The 20,037-nt window shown below is 72.7% G+C and carries 17 protein-coding genes and 2 tRNA genes; 8 read left to right on the top strand and 11 right to left on the bottom strand.

All coding sequences use genetic code 11. From position 1 onward, the window contains the following. Positions 1-33 precede the first annotated feature (33 nt). Both BN1197_RS15710 and dusB read left to right on the top strand, forming a co-directional pair. Positions 34-1,020 (top strand): WcbI family polysaccharide biosynthesis putative acetyltransferase, encoded by a 987-nt coding sequence (locus BN1197_RS15710; protein WP_052466821.1) that lies wholly within the window; start codon positions 34-36, stop codon positions 1,018-1,020. Positions 1,021-1,099: 79 nt separating this feature from the next. Next, positions 1,100-2,329, top strand: a complete 1,230-nt coding sequence (dusB, locus tag BN1197_RS15705) for a tRNA dihydrouridine synthase DusB (protein ID WP_040161161.1) — start codon at positions 1,100-1,102, stop codon at positions 2,327-2,329. Positions 2,330-2,376: 47 nt separating this feature from the next. Here dusB and BN1197_RS15700 read toward each other — a convergent pair whose 3' ends face one another. Next, positions 2,377-3,246, bottom strand: a complete 870-nt coding sequence (locus BN1197_RS15700; protein WP_040161158.1) for a sulfurtransferase — start codon at positions 3,244-3,246, stop codon at positions 2,377-2,379. A 100-nt stretch (positions 3,247-3,346) separates the two neighbouring features. On the opposite strand from BN1197_RS15700, the gene BN1197_RS15695 reads away from it, so the two are divergent. From BN1197_RS15695 to BN1197_RS15675, 5 genes are all read left to right on the top strand, one after another. Further along, positions 3,347-4,603, top strand: coding sequence for a deoxyguanosinetriphosphate triphosphohydrolase (locus tag BN1197_RS15695; RefSeq protein WP_040161155.1), 1,257 nt, complete (start codon positions 3,347-3,349; stop codon positions 4,601-4,603). Between the two features lie 114 nt (positions 4,604-4,717). Then, positions 4,718-6,631 (top strand): DNA primase, encoded by a 1,914-nt coding sequence (gene dnaG / locus BN1197_RS15690; RefSeq protein ID WP_040161702.1) that lies wholly within the window; start codon positions 4,718-4,720, stop codon positions 6,629-6,631. A 22-nt stretch (positions 6,632-6,653) separates the two neighbouring features. Continuing rightward, positions 6,654-7,175 (top strand): hypothetical protein, encoded by a 522-nt coding sequence (locus BN1197_RS15685; RefSeq protein WP_040161153.1) that lies wholly within the window; start codon positions 6,654-6,656, stop codon positions 7,173-7,175. A gap of 92 nt (positions 7,176-7,267) precedes the next feature. Continuing rightward, a tRNA-Asn gene (locus BN1197_RS15680) sits at positions 7,268-7,340 on the top strand. 47 nt (positions 7,341-7,387) lie between these two features. Beyond that, positions 7,388-7,464 (top strand) — tRNA-Ile (locus BN1197_RS15675). Between the two features lie 60 nt (positions 7,465-7,524). On the opposite strand, the gene BN1197_RS15670 is transcribed toward BN1197_RS15675, so the two are convergent. From BN1197_RS15670 to eccCa, 7 genes are all read right to left on the bottom strand, one after another. Beyond that, positions 7,525-8,448: an alpha/beta fold hydrolase gene (locus tag BN1197_RS15670; RefSeq protein ID WP_040161151.1), complete on the bottom strand. Its 924-nt coding sequence runs from the start codon at positions 8,446-8,448 to the stop codon at positions 7,525-7,527. 119 nt (positions 8,449-8,567) lie between these two features. Further along, positions 8,568-9,305, bottom strand: coding sequence for a hypothetical protein (locus tag BN1197_RS15665; RefSeq protein WP_141397311.1), 738 nt, complete (start codon positions 9,303-9,305; stop codon positions 8,568-8,570). 855 nt (positions 9,306-10,160) lie between these two features. After that, positions 10,161-11,387 carry a glycoside hydrolase family 26 protein gene (locus tag BN1197_RS15660; protein WP_052466820.1) on the bottom strand — a complete coding sequence of 409 codons (1,227 nt, stop codon included), beginning with the start codon at positions 11,385-11,387 and terminating at the stop codon, positions 10,161-10,163. Positions 11,388-11,454: 67 nt separating this feature from the next. Next, positions 11,455-12,174 (bottom strand): hypothetical protein, encoded by a 720-nt coding sequence (locus BN1197_RS15655; protein ID WP_040161145.1) that lies wholly within the window; start codon positions 12,172-12,174, stop codon positions 11,455-11,457. Then, complete coding sequence (locus BN1197_RS15650) at positions 12,171-13,385, bottom strand: PQQ-binding-like beta-propeller repeat protein (RefSeq protein WP_141397310.1); 1,215 nt, start codon at positions 13,383-13,385, stop codon at positions 12,171-12,173. Before BN1197_RS15650 ends, BN1197_RS15655 begins: the two co-directional genes overlap by 4 nt. A gap of 29 nt (positions 13,386-13,414) precedes the next feature. After that, positions 13,415-14,719, bottom strand: coding sequence for a hypothetical protein (locus tag BN1197_RS15645; RefSeq protein ID WP_342743888.1), 1,305 nt, complete (start codon positions 14,717-14,719; stop codon positions 13,415-13,417). Then, positions 14,673-17,270: a type VII secretion protein EccCa gene (eccCa, locus tag BN1197_RS15640; RefSeq protein WP_040161137.1), complete on the bottom strand. Its 2,598-nt coding sequence runs from the start codon at positions 17,268-17,270 to the stop codon at positions 14,673-14,675. The genes BN1197_RS15645 and eccCa overlap by 47 nt, the downstream gene beginning before the upstream one ends. A 183-nt stretch (positions 17,271-17,453) precedes the next feature. On the opposite strand from eccCa, the gene BN1197_RS15635 reads away from it, so the two are divergent. After that, a complete protein-coding gene (locus BN1197_RS15635; protein ID WP_040161135.1) occupies positions 17,454-18,779 on the top strand; it encodes an EsaB/YukD family protein in 1,326 nt (441 codons plus the stop codon). On the opposite strand, the gene BN1197_RS15630 is transcribed toward BN1197_RS15635, so the two are convergent. The 3 genes from BN1197_RS15630 to BN1197_RS15620 are packed head-to-tail and all read right to left on the bottom strand — an operon-like array spanning position 18,752 to position 19,849. Then, positions 18,752-19,198 carry a hypothetical protein gene (locus BN1197_RS15630; protein WP_141397307.1) on the bottom strand — a complete coding sequence of 149 codons (447 nt, stop codon included), beginning with the start codon at positions 19,196-19,198 and terminating at the stop codon, positions 18,752-18,754. The two genes, BN1197_RS15635 and BN1197_RS15630, sit on opposite strands and share 28 nt — an antisense overlap. 10 nt (positions 19,199-19,208) lie before the next feature. Next, positions 19,209-19,496, bottom strand: a complete 288-nt coding sequence (locus tag BN1197_RS15625) for a WXG100 family type VII secretion target (protein ID WP_052466819.1) — start codon at positions 19,494-19,496, stop codon at positions 19,209-19,211. Between the two features lie 11 nt (positions 19,497-19,507). After that, positions 19,508-19,849, bottom strand: a complete 342-nt coding sequence (locus BN1197_RS15620) for a WXG100 family type VII secretion target (RefSeq protein WP_082043963.1) — start codon at positions 19,847-19,849, stop codon at positions 19,508-19,510. Positions 19,850-20,037: the final 188 nt, after the last annotated feature.

Below are 20,037 nucleotides of genomic sequence, written 5' to 3'. Positions count from 1 at the left end.
CCCCCCCCCCCCCCCCGAGATCGGAGGTGCCCGGTGACGCAGCCACGAACGACGCCGCCTTCGGCCGCGGACGCCCCGATCGCCCCGGTCGAGGCCGCGCGTCGGCGGCACTACGGCGCGTTCTACGGCCTCGACCCCCTGCCGGAGGACGACGGCCGCCCCCTCGCGATCGTTCTCGGCAACTGCCAGGCCGAGAGCCTGCGCGTGCTGCTCGGGGAGGACCCGCAGGCATCCTTGCGTACCGTGCGTGTTCCGCCGGTGTTCGAACTCACCGCCGACGACCTCCCGCACCTCGCGCGGCTGCTCGATCGGGTCGACGTGCTCGTGAGTCAGCCCGTGCGTGCGGACTACCGTGACCTGCCCATCGGCACCGCGCAGATCATGGCCGGTCTTCGCCGCGGTGGGCGGCTCGTGCTCGTGCCGCCGTTGAGGTACGCGGGCCTGTACCCACGGCACGTCATCGTGCGCTCCGGGCCGGCCGGCGACGCCGGTGATCCGCCGCTCGCGCCGTACCACGATCTCGCGACCGCGTTGATCGCGGCGGGGGAGTCCGACGCGCTCGTGCGGGTGGTGAGCCAGCCGTCCACCGCCGGCATCCGAGCCGTCGCGCGCACGTCGATCGCGGAGGTGGAGCGGCGGGAGCGACGTCACGGCACGGTCGTCGCGAGCGATCTGATCGCACCCGCCGGCGCCGACACCGCGCACACGATCAACCACCCGGGCAACACCGTGCTCATCGGGCTGGCCCGCCGGGTGCAACAGCGGCTCGGGCTGCCGGCCGAGGCTGCCGACCCCGGTCGCACCCTGCTGCGCTCGATCCACGCCCCGCTCACCGAGGGGGTCTGTGCTGCACTGGACCTGCCGAGCGCCGCGGTCCGCGAGGGATGGACCATCGACGGACGTGCGGTGCCCGACGAGGCGATTCGCGATGCCCACCTCGCCTGGTACGCCCACCACCCGGGCCTCGCCGAGCACGTCCTCGCCGCTCGCGCCGAGACCCTCGCACAACTGCGTGCGTGACACACCGTTCCACGATCTGCGCCCCCGTCCCGATCCGGGCGTTTCGCCTCACGGTCTCTGCCTGGGAGAATGGTCGGCGATGACTGCCGTGATCGACTCCCCGACCGCCCCCGGCGACCACGCCGCGCGGCGTCCCGTGCTGCCACCGCTGCGTCTGGGACCGGTGACGATCCCCACACCGGTCGTCCTCGCGCCCATGGCGGGAATCACGAACCGCGCCTTCCGCCGGTTGTGCCGCGAGTTCGGCGAGAGCGCCGGCAACGGCGAGGCCGGGCGCTGCCTCTACGTCAGCGAGATGATCACCTCTCGTGCCCTCGTCGAGCGCACCCCGGAGTCGATGCGGCTCATCACGCACGACCCGCAGGAGAACCCGCGCAGCGTGCAGCTCTACGGCGTCGACCCGGCCACGGTACGGGCCGCGGTGCGGCTGCTCGTCACCGAGGACCGCGCCGACCACGTCGACCTCAACTTCGGTTGCCCCGTGCCCAAGGTCACGCGCAAGGGAGGCGGCTCGGCGCTGCCGTGGAAGACCGAGCTGTTCCGCGGCATCGTCGCGGGCGCGGTCGCCGAGGCGGAGCCGTACGGCGTGCCGGTCACGGTGAAGATGCGCAAGGGCATCGACGACGACCATCTCACCTACCTCGACGCCGGCCGCATCGCCCGGGACTCCGGCGTGGCCGCCGTCGCACTGCACGGTCGTACGGCCTCGCAGTCGTACTCCGGCCAGGCCGACTGGAGCGCGATCGCCCGACTGCGCGAGACGATCACCGACATCCCCGTCCTCGGCAACGGCGACATCTGGTCGGCCGAGGACGCGCTCGACATGGTGGCGCGCACCGGTGTCGACGGCGTCGTCGTGGGCCGCGGCTGCCTCGGACGGCCATGGCTGTTCGCCGACCTCGTCTCGGCGTTCGCCGGGGGAGCCTCACGGGTGCGGCCGAGCCTCGCCGAGGTCGGGGCCGCGCTGCGCCGGCACACCGTCTACCTCGTCGACTTCTACGACGGCGACGAGCACCGCGCCTGCCGCGACATCCGCAAGCACATCGCCTGGTACCTCAAGGGATTCCCGGCCGGGCACGAGATCCGCCACCGGCTCGCGCTCGTCGACGCGCTGAGCGACGTCGACGAACTCATCGCCTCGCTGCCCGCGGACGCCCCCTGGCCAGGCGCCCCGGCGGAAGGTCCTCGTGGCCGCGCCGGTTCACCACGTCAGGTCGCGTTGCCCGACGGTTGGCTCGACAGCCGGGAGCTCACCGGCGAATCGGCGCGCATCGTCGCCCAGGCCGAGCTCTCGGTCTCCGGAGGCTGACGGGGAGAGGCCGCCGGCGGCGCGGCCGAGCGGTCGGCGACAGAAGCTCAGGACGTCGGGGTGTGATCGCCCTGGGCGATGGGGCGCTGGGGGTCGGTGATCCAGTCCGACCACGATCCGATGTAGACGGGTACGCCGTCGCCGAGCCCGGCGATCGCGATGGCGAGAGCGACGTGGGAGGCCTGGACGCCGGAGCCGCAGTACGTCGCGACCGGGGTCTCACCGTCGACGCCCGCCGCCTCGAGCACCCGGCGCAGCTCCTCGGCCGGCAGGAACCGACCGTTCTCGTCGGTGAGCGAACGTGCGGGCACGTTCACGGCTCCGGGGATGTGACCGGCGACGGGGTCGATGATCTCGTTCTCGCCGCGGAACCGGTCGGCCGGGCGGCAGTCGAGGAGCAGGCCCTGTTCGGCGAACATCCTCGCCTCGTCGGGGCCGAGGACCCGGCTGTTGCCACGACGCACCGAGAAGTCGCCTTCCTCGACGAGGCGGATGCCCGACTCCAGCGGGTAGCGGTGCGCCTTCCACTGAGCGATGCCGCCGTCGAGCACCTGCACGTCGTACTTTCCGAAATGCCGCAGGAGCCACCAGCACCGCGCCGCGGCGAGAGAACCGCTGTCGTCGTAGCAGACGACCGGGCGGTCGTTGTCGACTCCGCACTCGGCCATGTCGAGCTCGAAGTCGTCGACCGTGGGCATCGGGTGGCGACCGCCGACGCCGCTCTCGGTCGTCTCCCCGGCGAGGTCGCGTTTGAGGTCGACGAAGACGGCCCCGGGCAGATGTCCCTGCAGGTAGGAGTCGTATCCGTCGTCCGCGCCCAGGGTCCATCGCACGTCGAGGAGCAGGGGGGCCTCGCCGGGGCGGCTGCGCAGACGCTCGTGGAGCTCGCTGGGGGAGATGAGGGGATGGCGATCCATGTCCTGACCTTACGAGAGGACGGGGCCGGCTTGGCTCCGGGGGGACGGGCGGCATGGGTCGATCCGCGCGAGGATCGACCCCGGACTCTACAGTGCGGGGGTGACCGGATACGAGCCGTGGGACCGTGCGAGGTGGGTCGGGGAGGACCCTACGCGCAAGACGGCGCACCGATCAGACTTCGCACGGGATCGGGCGCGTCTCCTGCACTCCTCGGCGCTGCGCCGCCTGGGTGCGAAGACGCAGGTCATGGAGCCCGGCAGCGACGACTTCGTGCGCAATCGCCTCACGCACTCGCTCGAGGTCGCCCAGATCGGCCGTGAACTCGGGGCCGCCCTCGGCTGCGACGGGGACCTCGTCGACACGGCCTGTCTCGCGCACGACCTGGGGCATCCGCCATTCGGGCACAACGGCGAGACCGCGCTCGCCCGGGCGTGCGCCGGCATCGGGGGTTTCGAGGGCAACGCGCAGACCCTGCGGCTGTTGACGAGGCTGGAGGCCAAGCGCTTTCGCCCCGACGGCCGGTCGGCCGGACTCAACCTCACGAGGGCCGCGCTCGACGCGGCGACGAAGTACCCGTGGACGGCCTCGCAGATGCCGGCGGGTACCGTCAAGTTCGGCGCCTACGACGACGACCTCGACGTGTTCACGTGGCTGCGGGAGGGCGCCCCGGAGTTTCGACGGTGTCTCGAGGCCCAGGTCATGGACTGGGCCGACGACGTGGGGTATTCGGTCCACGACGTCGAGGACGCGGTGGCGGCCGGGCGGTTGGATCTCGCGGTTCTCCGCGACCCCCGAGCACTCGAGCCGGTGTTCGCGGTGGCCGTGCGGCTCTACGCGCCCGACCTCGACGAGGAGCACATCGCGGCCGCGGGCGAACGCTTGCTCGGCACGGGCGTCGTCGTCGAGCGCAGTGACGGCAGCAGGGTCGCGTTGGCCGCCCTCAAGGACATGACGAGCACGCTCATCGGTCGCTTCGTCCGGTCTGCCGAGCAGGCCACGCGGGCCCGGGCGGGCGAGGGGCAGTTGACGCGGTACGCCGCCGATCTCGTCGTCCCGGCGGCGACCCGGGCCGAATGCGCGCTGCTCAAGGCGCTCGCCGCCCACTTCGTCATGTTCGCCCCCGAGCGTGCCGACGCCCTGGCGGCCGAACGCCGGATCGTCGAGGACCTGCTCGCGGTCTTCCGCGCGGAGCCCGAGGCCACCCTGGATCCGCTCCACCTGGCCGACCACCGTGACGCGACGGACGACGCCGGGCGGTTGCGCGCCGTGGTCGATCAGGTCGCGAGCCTCACCGACGTTCGGGCACGCGTGCTCCACCGGCGGTGGTGCGAGGCGCCGGGACCGGCGAGCTGGTGAGGTCGAAGATCGCTCCGGCGCGTCGCGATCCGACAGCTCCTCCACAGGCACGCCGACCGCAACCGGGGCAGACCGGGTACGCCGCCTAGACTCTCATCGGGAGAGGAGGTGCTCGTGGCGGGACGCATCAACGCCGAGGACGTCGAGGCCGTCAAGGACAAGGCGTCGATCGAATCGGTCGTACGCGAACACGTCACGCTCACCCGCGCGGGTGCCGGGCGGCTCAAGGGCCTGTGCCCGTTCCACGACGAGAAGACCCCCTCGTTCACCGTGCGCCCCGCCGTCGGGCGGTGGCACTGCTTCGGCTGCGGCGAGGGCGGAGACGTCATCTCGTTCGTGCAGCAGATCGATCACCTCACGTTCACCGAGGCCGTCGAGCGACTGGCCGCGTCGACCGGGGTGGAGCTGCGGTACGAGGAGGGCGGCGGTCCGCGCGAGCCGGTGGGGCGGCGGGCGCGGCTTGTCGAGGCTCACCGCGTCGCCGAGGAGTTCTACCACGAGGCGTTGCTGCGCACGCGTGACGCCCGCATCGGTCGCGACTTCCTGCGCGAGCGCGGTTTCGACAGCGCCGCGGCCACGCGCTTCGGGGTCGGGTACGCCCCGCGTGACGGCGAGGAACTCGTGCGCCACCTGCGCGGTAAGGGGTTCACCGAGGAGGAGATCACCCTCGGAGGCCTCGGCGGGCGTGGGTCACGGGGTCTCTACGACCGGTTTCGGGGTCGGCTCGTCTGGCCGATCCGCGACATCACCGGCGACACCGTCGGCTTCGGAGCGCGCCGGCTCTACGACGACGACCGCATCGGCGCCAAGTACCTCAACACCGCCGAAACCCCGATCTACAAGAAGACCCACCTGCTCTACGGGCTCGACCTCGCCAAGAAGGCCATCGCCACCGGGCGCCGAGCCGTCGTCGTCGAGGGGTACACCGACGTCATGGCCTGTCACCTCGCCGGAGTGGAGTCGGCCGTCGCGACGTGCGGCACCGCGTTCGGCTCCGACCACGTCTCCACCCTGCGACGCATCCTGCGCGACGACGCCGCGGGCGGAGCGCGCACGGTGTTCACCTTCGACGGCGACGCGGCCGGGCAGAAGGCGGCGATGCGGGCGTTCGAGCTCGATCAACGGTGGGCCTCGCAGTCGTACGTGGCCGTCGCGGCCGAGGGCATGGACCCCTGTGAGCTGCGTCAACAGCAGGGCGACGATGCCGTACGGCGGCTCGTCGACGACGCGGTGCCGATGTTCGAGTTCGCCGTGCGCACGACCTTGGCCCGCTTCGATCTCGACACCGCCGAGGGCCGGGTCGCGGGCATGAAGAACGTCGCGCGCATCATCGCCGAGATCCGCGACCCCGCGCTGCGGCCGGAGTACACGCGCACCGTGGCGGGGTGGATCGGCGTCGACGTCGAACAGATGCGTGACGTCGTCGCCCACGCTCCCAAGGGCATGCCCGACATCGTCGAGCCTCCGGCGCGGCCTCGCATCACCGCCGATCAGGAGGGCTCGGACGGTGAGGAAGCGACGACTGCGTCGACTCTGCCGGCGCCCGACATGCGCGATCCGGTCGTCGTCCTCGGGCACCTGTTTCTGCAGGTCCTCGTGCAGTTCCCGCGCGCGATCCGACCGGAGGACCTGTACCGGGTCGAGGAGGAGGCGTTCCGGTCGCCCGCCCACCGCGCGGTGTTCCTCGGCGCGCTCACCGCGCTCGTCGGCGGGTCGGCCGATCGGCCGAACGAGTGGGTCGACGCGATCATCGACAGCAGCCCTCTGCCGGTCGACGGGCTCGTCGGCGCGTTGGCGATGGAACAGATCCGTGCGAGGACCGACCCGGAGACGGGGGAACCCGACGGCCGGTACATCGACGACCTGCTCACGCGCCTCTGGGAGTCGCGCCTGCAGGCGCGGATCGCGGACGCGGCGAGTGCCTTTCAGCGCGCCGAGCAGGCCGACCCTGGGCGTGCCCACGAGCTCGGCGTCGAACTGCAGGAGTTGCAGTTCGAGTTGGCGGCGCTGAGAGGGCGCGACGCATGACGAGGCTGGAGAGGCGGCACCGATGAAGTCGTGGTGGAAGCGACGGGCCGACAACCCGAGCGAGGCGATGGCGAAGAAGGCGCGGCTGGAGAAGGGCGACTCGATCCTCGCGGTGGCGACGGACGTCGTCACCGGCTCCATCGTCGTGGCCTCCGCCCACGAACTCATCGTGCTCGCCCCGGACGGGTCGGAGTTCTCCCGCCGCCGGTGGCTCGACGTCGACGCGGGAAGCTGGGAGAACACCACCGGCACCGTGTCGGTGACCTGGGTCGACGGCAGCCGGGGCACCCAGTGGACGTTCGGTACCGACGAGATGCGCTTTCCTGAGGCCTTCCGCGACCGCGTCGAAGCGAGCCGGGTCATCGACGCCCCGGTGGTCGACGGCGACCGGGATCTCGGGCGAGCGGCCGTCCGCAAGGACCTGCGCACGGGCGAACTCGTGCCGCAACTCGTCCTCGGTCGTCGGGTGCGTCGCGACGACGCCGTGGCCCATCTCATCGCCGAACAGACCCTGGCCGAACTCACCGAACAGGTGGGGCTCTGACCGCTCGACAGGTGGCGCTCTGAGGCCGCCGCCATGTCGGCCTGCCGGTTTCGTCGCAGGCCAGGATGTTTGCTACATTGGCGGAGCGCCATTCCCCTGTAGCTCAACTGGCAGAGCATTCGGCTGTTAACCGGAGGGTTGTTGGTTCGAGTCCAACCGGGGGAGCACGACAACGGCCCCGACCACTGCGGTCGGGGCCGTCACTGTCTCCCGGGCCTGTAGCTCAGTCGGTCAGAGCAGCGGACTCATAATCCGTCGGTCGTCGGTTCAAGCCCGACCAGGCCCACCAATCGGGGCGGGGCGGTCCGACGCGATGCCCGGCGTGATCCGCCGATGTCGCGCGACCGGTTCATCCGGCCTCGGCGACCGTGGGGGAGTGCGGGGTGTGCTCGAGCATGGTGCACGTCTCGCGAATGATGGCCGCGACCTCGTGGTGGCGGGTGTAGTGGGGGTACTCGCCGGCGTCGAGACCACGGACGCTGACCAGGTCGTTGGCGATCGCGAGGTCGCGTTCGCGCTGCGAGAGCTCCTGGTCCAGCCCGTCGGCCAACTGCACGATCACCACGGGAACGTCGACGTGCCGGTACAACTCCTCGGAGGGAAAGTAGCGGCTCTCGGGGTCCAGCCCCAACGTCGTCTGGATCGTCTCGGGTGTGGGCAGGTTGACCCAGCCACCCCCCATGGGATCGGGGCGGATCGAGTAACGCATCTCGTCGCGGAGCCCCTTGAACCCCACGACCCGCCAGTCGGTGGCGAGCCGCGCGGCCATGTGCTCGATGAGGTCCTCGGCCTCGCGCTCGGTCTCGACGGAGAACCCGAAGGCGAAGCGGTGGCGGAGCATCTCCTTGAACTGCGGCGAGGTGTAGAACGCGATCTCGTCGAGGGCGCCGTCCTGGGACCGGACGCACGAGCCGCCCAGAGCGACCACCCCGGCGAAGGTGTCTCGGGCCTCGATGGTGGCCGCCAGGCAGGTGTGGACACCCTGACTCAGGCCGACGAGCAGCGGAGACGAGAGCTCCATCGCCCGGCTCACGGCGACGACGCTGCGCCAGGCGTCCTCGGGACGGCGCATGGCTGCGGTGGAGGCACCATGGCCCGGCAGGTCGATGGCCAGCGCGCGCACGTGCCCCTCGAGGGACTCCGCCACCTGGTCCCACGACAACGCGCAGAAGCCCGGCGAGTGGACGAGGAGCACGGAGGCGCCGTCTCCGCCGTAGTCGCGCACGGTCAGACTCCCGCTGCCGTAGGGGATCTCGTGCCGGGTGATGTTCACGCCCTCCTGTCGGCGGGTTGCGTGCGCTCTTGACGATTCCTTGTCTCGGGGACTGCCCGAACCGGCCTACCCCCGGGTGGACGTGCGGGTTCGAGAGCCTCGCGCGAGCTCCCCTCGGTTCACCAGAGTTCGCGGTAGGCGGCCAGGGCCTCCGAACGAGTGTCGTCCTCGGGAGAGATGGTGTCGTAGGCGAGCAGGGAGTCGCGAGCGGCGAGGTCCAACCAGCCGGCAGTCGTACGCACCCGCACGGGGTCGGTCGCCCGGTCGAGTTTCCAGTGCAGGGCCAGACGCACACCATGCCTGCGAGCCCATTCCGCCCGGTCGGCAAGACCCCCGGCCGTTGCGACCTGCGCCGACCAGGATCCGGTGGCCGCGGGCTCGACGCCGACGATGTCGACCGCGCCGGCCCCGGGCCAGAGTTCCGTCAGACGGGTGGCGTCGGCGCCGCTCGGAGGTGACCACTCGACGGCGACCCCGGGCGTCTGTCGAACTGCGGCCGAGGCACGACGGAATGCCGCTGCGGCTTGTCGGGGATCCGCGTTGTCCGGCACGAGGATGCGCACGACGGTCGTGCGGCCGGGACGGGCGACGAGTCGTCCCAGTTCGGCCCAGCGGACGTCGTGCGCGCCACTCGCGATCTCCTCCAGTGGTGTGCGCTGAACGGCGAGCGGCAGTGTCCACACCGTCTGCGGGGCGCGGGTCCGCAAGAGGTCGAACGCGCCGTTGGCGGCGGTGAGCTCGTCCCACCGGCGGCCGGGCAGGCGCACCTCCACGACATCGCGGGGTGGCACGAGCGGTCCCGTGGGCTGCGTCAGATCCGCCGCCGCGACCTGCACTCCCGACGCCCACTGAGGCATGTTCACGCGGGAGCGGCCGGGGAACCGGCGCGGCTCACCGCCGCGAGGGTCGCGCGGTGGGCGCCGATCGACCCGAGGGCCGGTGACCTCGCGCGGTGCCGGTGCCTCGGACGGCGTCGAGGAGCGTGTCATCTCGGAGTCGGGCAACGTGGGAGTGACCGCAGACGGGCCGCTGCCGCGGGGATCCTCGGGAGACGGACGCGGCACGTCGTCGGACGCCCACTGAGGAGCCGGGGAACCGGGGGTCGGACGGAGTCTCCTGCGAGGGGGAGGCGGTCGGGGAGGTCGGTGCCGGGCGGGTCTCCTCGGGCGTGCGTGTCTCAGAGGCGACGGTGGGGGAGGACGAGGCGACACCACGTGACTCGATGACGTCGCGTTCGGTCTGCGAAGGACGTGTCGACGCGCGCGGTGCGGGCGGGGCCGACGGCCGTTCCGTCGCATTCGGTGGTCGGTTCGGGGACGTGGACGAGGGCACCACCGGGCCCTCTGCCGGGGTCGTGTCCTGCGACGTCTCCGATGCGGTCGCCGTCGACGAAGGCGTGCTCGTGCCGCCGCGAGTGGCTGCGGGCGGCAGCGATCCCGGCTCACGGCTCGCCCCTTGCTCCGTGGGTAACACGCTGACCGAGACCGGACGATCGAGCCGCACGGGCACGAGGACCTGCACCGACGCACGTCCCGTCGATTCCGGCGCCGGTTCGGACACGGAACGAACGTCGTGTGGCGCGCGGGTGTCCGGCTCCTCGCAGGACTGGCCCGCGACGCAGACCTCCGGGCCGGTGACCGGGGCCGCCGGACTCGCAGGGGCCGGCCTGGCCGCGCCGAGCGACCACGCCAACGCCAGAGCGAGCGTCGTGCTCATCGCGGAACCGGTCCGTGGCCGTCCGCCGGAATCCACGGGGCGGCCGGCGCGCCACCGGAATCCACGGTCTCTCGTCGGGACTCCTCCGGTCGGGGCGGGTGGGTACTGGACAGGTCACCGCTGGTCGGATCAGTGCTGGTCGGGTCAGTGCTGGTCGGGTCAGGGCTGGTCGGGTCGGGGTGCCCTGGCGCGGCCGTGGCGGCCGCGCCCGGTGCATCACCCGTCGAGGAGTCCTCCGAGGCGCGGCCGCTCTCGGACCGCTCGGTCGCGCTGCTCGGCGGGGAGTCGGGCGCGCCCGAGGGCCGAGGCGTGGTCGCCGTGGCGGGTGCCGGCGTCGAGGGGGCCGGCTCGTCACTCGTGGCCGGAGGCGCCGAGGGACGCGCTTCGAGACCGGCCAGGCGGGCGGCGAGAGCCTCACCCGCGAGGGGTACCTGACCGTCGCCGATGGAGTTGCGGATGTAGTCCGCGGGTTCGTCGAAGTACACGGCAGAGTGCACGATGCCGTCCTTGGCGTGTTCGGCGGCGAGGAAATCCATGACGGCGCCGATGTAATAGGGGTTGTCTCCGCCGCCGTGATCGTTGCCCGGGGCGACGCCCCACTCGGGCACGGCGAACTTCTTGCCGTGGGCGCGGGCGAAGTCGACCCACTGCTTCCATCCCTGATCGCCGTCGCGATGTTCGGGCCACGTGGCGTCGCTGTAGGCGGGCCACCAGTCGTAGGCGTCGATCGCGACGATGTCGACGACATCGTCACCGGGCCACGCCTTGGCGGCGTCGGCGAGGGAGTCGCCACGGCCCTTGTTCGGGTTCCACGTCACGAGCAGGCTGGGCCCGCCGCGCTTGAGCGCGACGGATGCCTTGCGAAACGCCTGCTTCCACTGCTCGACGTTCTCGTCCGTCGCGTGATGGTTCCAGCCGCCGAGGTTGAACTCCCAGCCGATGCGCACCGTGGAGCCGGGGTACCGCTCGTGGATCGTGCGGCCGAGCTGCTCCCAGTTCGCGTCGTACCCGCCCTGTGCGGCGGTGGCGAGATCGCCGTCGTCTTGCCACAGCGGCACGCCCACGTCGAGGATTCCCGTGAAGCCCGCAGGTGCCCGATCGAGCCACCAGGTGTCCATGATCGACTCCCACGAGCCGCGGGCGGGGAACACGCCCAGGACGTCGACCGGCCGCCCGACTTTCTCCTGGAACCGCTCGACCCGGTCGGTCGAGTGGGCGAACACCCCGAGCAGGAACGAGCCGTTCGCGCCGGCCGCAGGTGACGCCGCGCCGGCCGGCGTCTGCGGCCGCTCAGTCGATGTCGGAGCCGGCCGCGGCGCGGGTGAGACGAACGTCGGGCGGGCGCTCGGCAACGCGGGCCATGGATCCGGCCCGGCCGGAGCCGGCGTAGGACCCGTCGTCGGCGGGGGACCGGCAGAGGTGGCGGGTTCGGTCGACGCAGAACTGGGGGCGTCGGGTGGGCTCGTCGTCGCGGCCGGGGGTTGCGCCCCTGTGGCCGGCGTCGCGCCCGGGCGGAGCCGGCGTAGGACCCGTCGTCGGCGGGGGACCGGCAGAGGTGGCGGGTTCGGTCGACGCAGAACTGGGGGCGTCGGGTGGGCTCGTCGTCGCGGCCGGGGGTTGCGCCCCTGTGGCCGGCGTCGCGGGACTCACCGGCGAAGCGGGAGGGGGCGCGTCCCCGGCGCGTTCGCCGGGTGGGGTCGGCGAGTGGACCGGGCCGGGGAGTGCCGTCGGAGCGACGGGTGTCGTCGGGGCGCCGGGAGCGACGACGACCGTGATGCCTCCGTCCACGACCGGCAGAACGACCTGCACCTGCGGCGTCGTGGCCGCGTCGGTGTCGTCCGCCTCGGCCGCTCCGCCCGCGAGGAAGGGGATCGCGAGGGCGCAGGAGACCACCGCGGTCAGGGTGCGCACCGTGACGCTCGTGCGCCGGGCGGCGACGGTGTCGAGAGCACGACGGAGGGACCTCCCGCGAGGAACGTCGGGGAGGGGAGGGAAAGGTGGCAGGGTCACGAGGCGCTCCTTCGAGCCGGGAGGAGGTAGACGACGTCGTCGGGCCGGCGCGGATCGGCTCCGGCGTCTGCGGTGGCAGCGGTGCTCGGCCCGCGGACGAGTGCCCCCGCGTCGGTGAGCGCGGCGGGCACGGCCTCGCCGGGGGCGACGACGCCGCGCGGGATCCCCGGTCCCACGACGACCGTCTGCCCGTCGATGTGGCCGTACGCGCGGTCGGCGGTGACGGTGCGGGTGCTCCACGCGCCGAGGTCCTCCACACGGCCGTCGCGCAGGTCGACGAGGGCTCGGCCGAGGATTCCCCACGTGCCCGAGGGGGAGGGGCTCCAGGTGATGCGACCACCGGTCGCGAGGACGATCGGCGCCGAGAAGACGTAGCGGACGTCGGTCGTTCGATCGGCGTGAACCTCGACGGTCGCCGGGTCACCGGGTCGGACGAGGAGGATGAACCCACCGGTGTAACCCACGACGGTCGGTGCCGTGCGGCTGCGGTTCTCCCACGGTCCGCTCGATCGCGTCGATCCGTCGGGACCGACGTGCAGCCACCCGTTCGGACCCGCCAGGGTGACCTGCCCGTCGGCGTGTGCCGCGAGAGCGGTGGTTCCGTCAGGGACGGTCACCGGCGTCGACCGCTTCGACGCGACCGGAAGCACACGCTGGGGGCCGAGCGCGACGAGCGGAACCTCGCCGAGCGCCGAGAACACCGCACCGGCGGGAAGTTCGACGGACTCCCGGCTCCCGTCGGTCAGGGACCACCAGAGCAGGCGTGACCCGACGTGCGCAGCGATCACCTGCCGGCCGTCGATGCGGGTCGCGGTGGGCGGGGCCAGGACGTCGCCCTCCGGCAACGGCGCCCGCCACGTCACTCGCCCGTCGGCGGCCTCGACGAGCACGAGTTGCCGGTCGGCGGTGAGCATCGCGATCCGATCGGTGCCGATGGGCACCGGCCGCGTGCCGGGATGGATCGGCGGTGAGGACCAGGAGGCCTGCGGCCCCCACTCCGCGGGCGCGGTGCCCGGATAGCGCGTGGACGTGGTGTCCATGCGGTCCTCGTCGCGCAGGAACGACCACACCGCGAGCCCGAGAGCGATCGCGACGATGACGACGGCGGCGATGAGCGTCGCCCAACGTCGGTGCGGCGGGCGGCGCCGTCGCTCTCCTGGGGCGCGGTGGCGCCCACTCGAGCGGGCCGCGATCGGTGGCGAGAGGGTCATGAGGGTCTCCGGGGTCGGCGTGGACGGCATCAGGGACGGGCGAGTTGGACGAGGGCCGGCGACCGTCCGCGGCGGGCGAGGACGGCACGACCGGGTGGCAGAGGACGCAGCGCCGCCGAAGGCCACAGCGGACCCTCGTCGGGGTCGCCGGAGAGGAGGAGCCCCGGGCAGCCGAGCTCCTTGATGCGCCCGAGTACGGGGTCGTAGAGCGCCCGCGCGGCTCCACCGCTGTGCCGGGCGACGACGAGGGAGAACCCGAGTTCCTCGGCGCGTGCGAGGTGCGGTTCGAGCGGCGCGAACGGCGACAACGCGGCAGTCACGAGTTCGGCGTCGTCGACGACGAGGAGGATGTGTGAGTCGGCCGGAGGCGGGCCGCCGGGCACCGACGACGCCACACGCGCCGGGTCGTGCGGCGACGGGCCGGCCACCGTGATCGGCCCCCCAGATCGCCCCGGGTTCCGCCCCGCATCGGAACGCGCGTCGAGCTCGCTCGCGAGAGAGAGCACGAGCTCGTGGGCGTCGGAGGAGTTCGTGGCGTAGGCGGCGAGCCGGTCGGCCGGGACCTCGTCGATGAGAGTGCGGCGGGGATCGACGAGGGCCACGACGGCATCGGGCCGGGCGAGATGCTGCCGCAACAGCGAACGCAGCAGCGAGGTACGTCCGCTACGCCGATCACCGATGACGAGCAGGTGGGGTTCGTCGGGGCCCAGGCCGACGGGCACGAGATCCTCGTCGAGGCCGATCCACCAGCGGATCTCCCCGCTCGTCGCCTCGGGCATCGCCTCGCTCGCCGTCTTCGGGCTACTCGCCGACGCCTCCACCGCGCGGGTCAGCGCGTCGAGACGCAGGTCGCGGGGAAGCAGAGGAATCGGCGCAGCTCGCCGACCGTGGCGGTCGGCGATCACGCGGTACGCGTGCTGTTCGTCGAGGCCGTCACCCGGCCGGGCGAGCTGCGCGAGCCGCCCCGTCCCGACGACCGCGCGTCCGGGCGTGTCTGGAGGCAGGTGGGTCGCGAGGCGACGGTCGACGACCGAGTCGATGGGGTCGCCGAGGCGCAGCTCGAGTCGGGCGTGCAACGCGGTCTGCAGCGCGGGGCGCAGGTCGTGCCAGCGAGAGGTGGTGAGGACGAGGTGGACACCGGCGTCGACGCCTCGCGCGGCGATGGCGAGGATCTGGTCGTGGAGGCGGTCGTCGGCCTTGAGCGTGGCGTAGCCGTCGAGGAGGAGGACGAGCTCCGGCGCACCGGGCAGGCGCCCACTCGATCGGCGGTCGATCTCACGGACCAGCTCACGCACCGTGCGGTGCGCGAGTTCGTCGTCGCGTCGCCCCGCGATCGAGCCGACGTGCGGCAGCGCCTCGAGAGACCGCAGGGAATCGCCGGTCGAGGTCGATCCCGTGCACGACGACCTCGTCCGGCGTGTGCCGGCGGGCCAGAGCGTAGGCGAGCGTGCGCAACGAGGTGGACCGGCCCGTGTCGGGGCCTCCGAGAATCGCGAGATGGCAACTACCGCGGCGCAGGTCGAGATCGAGGGGAGCCACGGTCTGCTCGGAGGGCAGGTCGACGAGGCCGATGCGGGCGACGTAGGGCTCCGGCTCGCCGAAGCGCGACCACACGTCGTCCACCCCGACGCGTTCCGGCAGCGGGTCGGACCACACCCGACGCGCCGGCGGGCCGGCGTGTTCCATGCGGTCGACGGCCACCTCGAGGACGGATGCGGGGGCCGGCGGCGGGGGCGCCTCGACCCGATCCGCGTGATGCTCCTCGGTGCCGTCGGGGCCGAATCGCCCCGAGTTGCCGGGCCGCTCGAACCACCGGATCACCTCCGCGGCCGGCCGGCCTCGTCTCACATCGGGCTCCGCCGCGGCGACGTACGCCGCCCGGAACCGGACGGTGCGATCCGTGCGCACATACCCCGATCCGGGCACCGAGGGCAGCTCGGCGGCAAGGCTCGAACCGATGACGGCCCGGGACTCCTCAGCGGTGAAGGTGCGCAGCGCGATCCGGTAGGAGAGGAACGCCTCCAGCCCTCTGAGGCGCCCGTCGTCGAGGCGCTGGGAGGCGAGGAGTTGCTGTACCCCGATCGATCGTCCGATGCGACCGATCGTCGTGAACAGGTCGATGACCTCGGGCATCGCGGTGAGCAACTCCGCGAACTCGTCGATGACCACGAGCAGGTGCGGCAGCGGGGCGAGACGGCCCGGCCCTGCGGACGTGCGTCGTTCCTCGCGGTACGCGTACACGTCGGTGAGTCGGCCCGCGTCGTGCAGCACCTGTTGGCGGCGCCGGATCTCGCCGAGCAGGGCGGCGTGCATGCGGTCGACGAGGCCGAGATCCTCGCCGAGGTTGGTGACGACGCCCGCGACGTGGGGGAGGCGCTCGAGACCCGAGAACGTCGCTCCGCCCTTGTAGTCGACGAGGACGAACGCGAGGTCGTCGGGATGGTGCGTCGCGGCGAGGCCCAACACGAGGCTGCGGAGAAGCTCGGACTTTCCGGAGCCGGTCGCGCCGACGAGGACCCCGTGCGGCCCCGAGCCTCCGCGGGCCGACTCCTTGAGGTCGAGCCGCACCTCACGGCCGGTCTCATCTCGTCCGATACACACGGTGAGCAGCTCACCGGCCGAGGAGCGAGCCCAGGCGACGCCCGGATCGAACTCCTCCAGCCGGTCGACGCCGAGCACGCGGGCTGGTGGTAGCGGACCGCTCGCGGCCTCCTCCAGCGGCGGCCGTGCCCCGGCCGCGGCCGCCACCGCCCTCGCGAGAGTCTCGGCGAACGGCATACCGACGCGGTCGGGCACGCCCGACCGGGGGACCTCACCATCGGCGAGGACGTGGACGCGATGAGCGCCGGCCTCGACGACGATCTCGATCGCGGAGGCGGGAAGGTCGCTGCGCTGCCGCAACCGATCGATGTCGTCGCCTGCGGCAAGATGCAGCACGCACGTGCCCGGAGACGCCTGGGTGCTGCTACCTCCGGGCGCCGGAGCCGGCAGATCACCCGTCTCGGGGTGCTCGACCACGACGATCCGGTGCAGGAGGGGGCGCCCGTCGGGGCCGGTCTCCGGGATGCGGGACGGCTCGGGCGGCAGTGGCCCGATGCACACGCCTTCGTCGGCGGTGGCCAGGTGCGGCAGCCAGCGTGCCCAGGCGTAAGCCTGTGGATCCGGCGTGACGATCGCCAGGGTGAGCTGCTCGGGGCCCAGCGCAGCCGCGCTCTGGAGGAGAATCGCCCGGGCCAGCAGGCGGATGTCGTCGAGCCGGCCGAGGAGCAGGTATGGCCCGGCCATGAGGTCGACCACGAGTGGAGCTCCGGCCAGCACGCGGCCGGAGCGGGCGAGTGCCGCCATCGCGCGGAACGTGACGGGATCCGCATCGCCGTCGGGCAGAGCGATCTGAAGGGGATGCGCGGCAGGGCCGACACCGATGCGCACCATCGCCGCGTGAGGGTCGCGACGCGAACGCACCCCGACCCGCCCCGCCGGCACCCGTGCCAGGAGGGCAACGGGGTCGGGATGCAGGTCGTCGTCGTGACGGCGCTGACGGGCGGCCTCCGTTCGCAGCTCCGCGCGGACCTCGTCCAGCTCCGCGAGATACCGCTCGCGTGCGAGCGCGAACCGGCGGCGGGGGCCGAACCGTGTCGAGACCGCCATGCCGATCGCGCCCCCGAGCGTGACGACCAGCATCACGAGCCCGGCGACGAGCAGGAGCGGGTTGCCCCCCGCGATCATGAACAGCACCATTCCCAGGCCGCCGAGGGCGGGGAGGATGACCTGGACGAGGCCGCCTGCGGCGCTCGGGTCCGGTGGCGTCGGCGGACGGTCGAGCGTGCGCCGGCGCGGCGTGGGGGCCGGCGTCACGCGGCGCGCGGGACGGGCGATCACGGTCATGGCTGCTCCTGACGGGGACACGAGAGGCGGATCCGGCCGAGGGCAGGTTCGCGATCCCCACGATCGGTCGGGGGCCGCCTTTCGTGGGCACCACGAGTGGAAGGCCTGGGGATACGCTCGCGTCCTCGCCGGGCCGGTGCCCCCACCGGTAGCCGTTCCCGCCCCCACGACGAAGGCCGCCGTATGATCTCCCCCGTTCGCCGAGTGGTCCGCCTCACCGTTCTCACGCCTGACGACGCGGTCGATCTCGCCGTGGCGTCGGACGCTGCTGTCGCCGAGATCGTCCGCGTGACGAGGCAGAGCGTCGCGCGACATTCGGTCGCGTCCTTCGACGGCGACGACGCGGGGTGGCTGTTGACACATCCGGCCGCAGGCCCCCTCGACCTCGACCGACGCGTCGACGAGGTGGCCGGTGTCGTGGACGGATCGGTGCTGCACCTGCGGCCGCGTGAGGAGTCGGGACCCACGCTGCCGGTCGACGACGTCGCCGAACGCACGCGCGCCGCCGCTCCGGCGACCCGCGACCACGGGTCGGTCGTCGCCGTCCTGCTCGCGGTCCTCGTCTCACCGGTGGCCGTGGCGGTCGTCCTCGTGCAGGGCGGAGCGGTGCTCGTGCCGGCGGCATCCACGCCGTTCGTCGTTCTCGCCTGCCTGCTGACGGTGCGGACTCGTCCGGCGCTGCTGCGGGTCGCGGCGGTGCCGGGTCTGCTCGCGGCGGTGTGGTCGGTGGCGCTCGCCGTCGTCGCCGCGGGTGGCACCTCGTCCCAGGCGCTGCTCGTGGCGACTGCCTGCGCACTTGTCGTCACCGGGCTGCTCCTCTCGTCGTCGCTGCCCTGGCCCCGACCCGTTGCTGCCGCTCTGACCTGCGCCTCCGGGATCCTCGCGATCCGAGTCGGGGGCGCTGCCGTGGGGCTGGACGAGACCCGCGCCAACGCCCTCGCGGCGGTGGGCGTCGTCGTCACGGTCCTGGCCGCACCTCGCATGGCGCTTCTCGTCTCCGGCCTCGGCCTCCTCGACGACCGGGTCGCCCGCGGCGAAGAGGTGCGCGAGGCGACGGTCTTCGCCGCGGTCGCCCGCGCCTCCGACGACCTCACCGCGTTGCTCCTCGTCGTCGCGGCCGGGACGGTGGGCACGGCGTTCACGCTCGCCGACGGGGGACCGGGCGCTGCCGGCCTGGCGACCGCGGTCGCTTCGGTGGTCGCGGCTCGCGCACGCTCGATGTTGCGAGCCCGGCACGTCGTGCCCCTCGCGGTCGGGGGCGTGATCGCCCTGGTGGTCGTGGTCGTGACGGGAGTGACGCACGCCGAGGCCCGTGCGGTCCCGGCTCTCGTCGTGGGGCTGACCGTGCTCCTCGGTGCCGCCGGGAGCACGATCGCCGGCCTGCATCCGGTCACGGCGAGCCGCCTGAGGCGGCTCGCCGACCTGGGGGAGAGGGCGGCCTTGTTGGCCGTGCCCCTGTTGCTCGCGGGGGTCTTCGACCTCTATCGGGCCGTGTGGGAGATGGTCTGACGCAGCCACGGCCCGTACGGCCGCGCGACCTCTTCGTCGGTCGTCCTCTCGCCTCGGGCGTCCGCATCCCGGCCGTCATCGTTCCGGTCGCCCGCGGCCGAGGTGGCGGTATCCGCCTCGATGGACGCACCGCCGGCACCCGCGGCGGGGGTCGAGAACGCGGTCCGCGGCAGGTGCCGGTGCACGGTGGCGCCGACCGCGGTGCCTCCGAGCGCGACGAGGGTGAGCACGACCCCGGCGACCGCCGGCGTCCATGCCGCAGCCCGACGGGTCGGTGCGGAACCGCGACACAACGCCGCACTCAGCCGCGCCCGACGAAGGCGGTGCTCGTCGAGGACGTCGGCGTCGGGCAGCGCCCGCCACCCGTCCCCGCCGCCCGATCCGGACGGCGGGGAGAGGAGCGTCTCCGCTGTGGTCACGCGGTTCACCTCACCCGGCCAACGTCGCCCGAACCTGGGCACGCATGCGGGTGACCGCCTCGGTGTTGGCGCCGAGAGCGAGCGTGATGCGGGTGAGGATTTCGTGGATCTCGCGAGCGGCCGAATCCCACCGACGCTGGATGTCCTGGTAGGCGACTCGTTCGTCGCCCTCCCATCCGGAGCAGAGAGCGGTGACGTGACCCGAGAGTTCCTGCAGGGCGAGGTCGATCTGCGCGGCGGTGGCCCGCAGACCGCCCTCGGCCTCGGTGGCGACGGCGGAGTCGTAGCTGATCGTCATGGCGCGTCTCCTCAGCCTTTGAAGGACCCGGCGGACCAGTCGACCGACCGGCCGACCTGTCGCAGCGCCTCGGCCTGACCCGCCTCACCGGCGTCGTAGACCGCGGCGGACGTGGCCACCCGCCCTCTGATGTCGTCGAGGGCGCGGTTGAGCTCGCCGGCCGCGTTCTGCCAGCGTGCCTGCACCTCGGCGAACGAGGCGAACGAGGCGCCGCGCCACACTCCGGGCAGCGTCGCGAGCGACGTGCCGAACTTCTGCAGGGCCTGGTTCATGGACTGGTGGGTGCTCTCGAGCCCCGCCGCGTGCCGGGCGATGGCTCCGTCGGTCACCGAATATCTGCTGCTGGTACTCATGATCTCTCCTTCGGGGTGTCTGGGGCCTCGACGCTAGAGCCGCAGACAGCACCGCGGTCGACCGGAATCCGGGCCTGTGGACGACGCCGAGAAAACGCGGACGCGGCGCCCAACCCTGTGGACGAGCGCCTCGCCACTTGCTCAGCGTTCGGTGAGTCGCCGGTCAGCGCCGCCTCCCCAAATGGTCT

It is taken from the genome of Mobilicoccus massiliensis (assembly GCF_000826525.2).
Taxonomy (GTDB): Bacteria; Actinomycetota; Actinomycetes; order Actinomycetales; family Dermatophilaceae; genus Mobilicoccus; species Mobilicoccus massiliensis.
Note: the sequence above shows the minus strand (reverse complement) of the source record. Positions and strands in the feature narration are given on the sequence as shown.

Coding starts and splice junctions, on each gene's coding strand:
- dusB (WP_040161161.1), top strand. CDS start 1,100: ATGACTGCCGTGATCGACTCCCCGACCGCCCCCGGCGACCACGCCGCG.
- BN1197_RS15700 (WP_040161158.1), bottom strand. CDS start 3,246: ATGGATCGCCATCCCCTCATCTCCCCCAGCGAGCTCCACGAGCGTCTG.
- BN1197_RS15685 (WP_040161153.1), top strand. CDS start 6,654: ATGAAGTCGTGGTGGAAGCGACGGGCCGACAACCCGAGCGAGGCGATG.
- BN1197_RS15665 (WP_141397311.1), bottom strand. CDS start 9,305: ATGCCTCAGTGGGCGTCGGGAGTGCAGGTCGCGGCGGCGGATCTGACG.
- BN1197_RS15650 (WP_141397310.1), bottom strand. CDS start 13,385: ATGACCCTCTCGCCACCGATCGCGGCCCGCTCGAGTGGGCGCCACCGC.
- eccCa (WP_040161137.1), bottom strand. CDS start 17,270: ATGACCGTGATCGCCCGTCCCGCGCGCCGCGTGACGCCGGCCCCCACG.
- BN1197_RS15635 (WP_040161135.1), top strand. CDS start 17,454: ATGATCTCCCCCGTTCGCCGAGTGGTCCGCCTCACCGTTCTCACGCCT.
- BN1197_RS15625 (WP_052466819.1), bottom strand. CDS start 19,496: ATGACGATCAGCTACGACTCCGCCGTCGCCACCGAGGCCGAGGGCGGT.
- BN1197_RS15620 (WP_082043963.1), bottom strand. CDS start 19,849: ATGAGTACCAGCAGCAGATATTCGGTGACCGACGGAGCCATCGCCCGG.